2 protein-coding genes are annotated in these 2,049 nt (G+C 18.9%); both read right to left on the bottom strand.

Annotated features, from left to right (window positions below):
• Window positions 1–57: 57 nt before the first annotated feature.
• Complete coding sequence (locus BGI41_RS07855) at window positions 58–1,317, bottom strand: tetratricopeptide repeat protein (protein ID WP_088540145.1); 1,260 nt, start codon at window positions 1,315–1,317, stop codon at window positions 58–60.
• Window positions 1,287–1,907, bottom strand: a complete 621-nt coding sequence (locus tag BGI41_RS07850) for a tetratricopeptide repeat protein (RefSeq protein ID WP_088540144.1) — start codon at window positions 1,905–1,907, stop codon at window positions 1,287–1,289. The genes BGI41_RS07855 and BGI41_RS07850 overlap by 31 nt, the downstream gene beginning before the upstream one ends.
• Window positions 1,908–2,049: the final 142 nt, after the last annotated feature.

Here is a 2,049-nt window from a genome sequence, read left to right as displayed (position 1 = left end):
GATGATAAAAAGGCTCTAAAATATATAAAAAAACTAAAAAATTAAGTATTTTAATAATTAAAATACTTCAAATTTCATAAATAAAAAGTTAATAATATCAGTTAAATAGCTAATATCAACATAATCACTTAATACTATACTTTTATTAAAGAACTTTGAATTTTTACCATATTTTAAAGATTTTAAATAATCATCAGATTCAGTATCTTTAATTTCAGAAAGCATAAATAACCTATCACTCCATAAATCTTCATCTTCTGGGAATATAGTTAATGCCTGTTTATTAATATTTAATCCTAAATTATAACTACCAATTGACATTAAAGTTAATTCATATAATCTCCAAATAGATTTATCTGTTTTATTAAGAGTTAATGCTACATTAAATGATTGTAATGCATTAAAAATATCTTTTAAATATAAATGAGCATATGCTTTAAATACCCAACCTATAAAATTAAATTTATCAAGTACTAAAGCCATATTTGCATATTTTAAAGCATCTTGAAATTCTTCTAAAAATAATAAATTTCCAGATTTTAAAAGTAAAATATTAATATTTTTAGGTAATAATTTATCTGCTTCTGTTAAATATCCAAATACATTAAGATATTTTTTATGATCAAACAATAAATTAGCTTTAAGTATAATATTTGTTATATCATCTTCATACTTTTCATCATAACTATCAAAAATTGTTTTAAAGATAAATTCATCTTTATATTTATCATATAAACTTTCATCATTAACTGCTTTATCTTCTAATTTTTTTAAATTGTTTTCATAAAAAGATACATAATTTTCAATATTATTACCTTTTTTATCTACTAATTTAAAATCATCTTTAACAGAAAGTTTATTTAATAATAAATCCTTCTTATAACTACTTATATCTGAATCTGTAAATAAAAAGATACTTAATAAATCATTTAAGTTGATATTAATATTATTCTTTTTACCTGTTGATATTGATGCATTTTCAAATAAATCAAGGATAATTTTTTCAATATCTACATCATCTAAATCTTCATCATCAACTTCAGTATCCTCTTTATCAAAGAAATCATTTTCAAGTATATAATCATTATTATATGGTTTATCTTCAACAATAAAACTGATTAAATCATCATTTAATAAATCATTCTTTTTATTTAAATAATCATCTACAATATCTGGATATTTTTCTGCAATTTCATCTGCAACTTTTTTTGCTTGTTTTGAATTATCTTTAAACATATATAAATCAAATTTATCAAGAAGTAAATCAAGATTTGATGGAAATATTTTTAATGCACGATTAATTTCAATTCTCTCCAAATAAATAAATCAGAATTATCTATTGAAAGAGTCTTTTGAAATGCTTTCATTGATTTTTCATCTTCATTTAACATATATAAAATTTGAGCTTTAAATTTCCATGCATCATAATTTAGATTATCTAATTTTATTGTTTTATTAAAATATTTAAGAGAAGTCTCATAATCACATAAATTATATAAAACAAAAGCTTTTAAATTTAAAGCTAAAATATCTTTAGGTCTTAATTTTAAGGATTTATCTAAATATTTTAATGCTTCTTCAAATTTTTCAAACTTAATTAAAAATTGAGCTTTATTAATATATGCACTAAAGTCAGTTAAACCTAATGAATCAAATATTTCAAAAGATTCATTTAAAAATAAATCAATATCTTTATCATCAAGTTCTAATTCTGAAAATCTATCAAAATATTTAACAATTTCATTGAACTCTCCTTTAGAAAGATAAGAATAAATTATACGAGGTAATATTTTAGATTCATCAAAATCATTATTATATAAATTATTATAAATTTCTAAAGCAGCATCATAATCTTCTTGATTATATAATATATTTGCTTTTTCAAAATCTCTATCAAAACTTGACATAAAAACTCCATAATTTTAGTTAATAAAGAAAAAAATTCAGTAAAATAAAACTTTAAACTTATAATGAAATAATTAATTTATAAAATTATTAATAAAAACCTCTATTAGTTAATTTAATATTAATTAAAACTAATAATTAAAT

Source organism: Methanobrevibacter sp. 87.7, from assembly GCF_002208625.1.
In the GTDB taxonomy this organism is placed as follows: Archaea; Methanobacteriota; Methanobacteria; order Methanobacteriales; family Methanobacteriaceae; genus Methanarmilla.
Note: the sequence above shows the minus strand (reverse complement) of the source record. Positions and strands in the feature narration are given on the sequence as shown.

Coding starts and splice junctions, on each gene's coding strand:
- BGI41_RS07850 (WP_088540144.1), bottom strand. CDS start 1,907: ATGTCAAGTTTTGATAGAGATTTTGAAAAAGCAAATATATTATATAAT.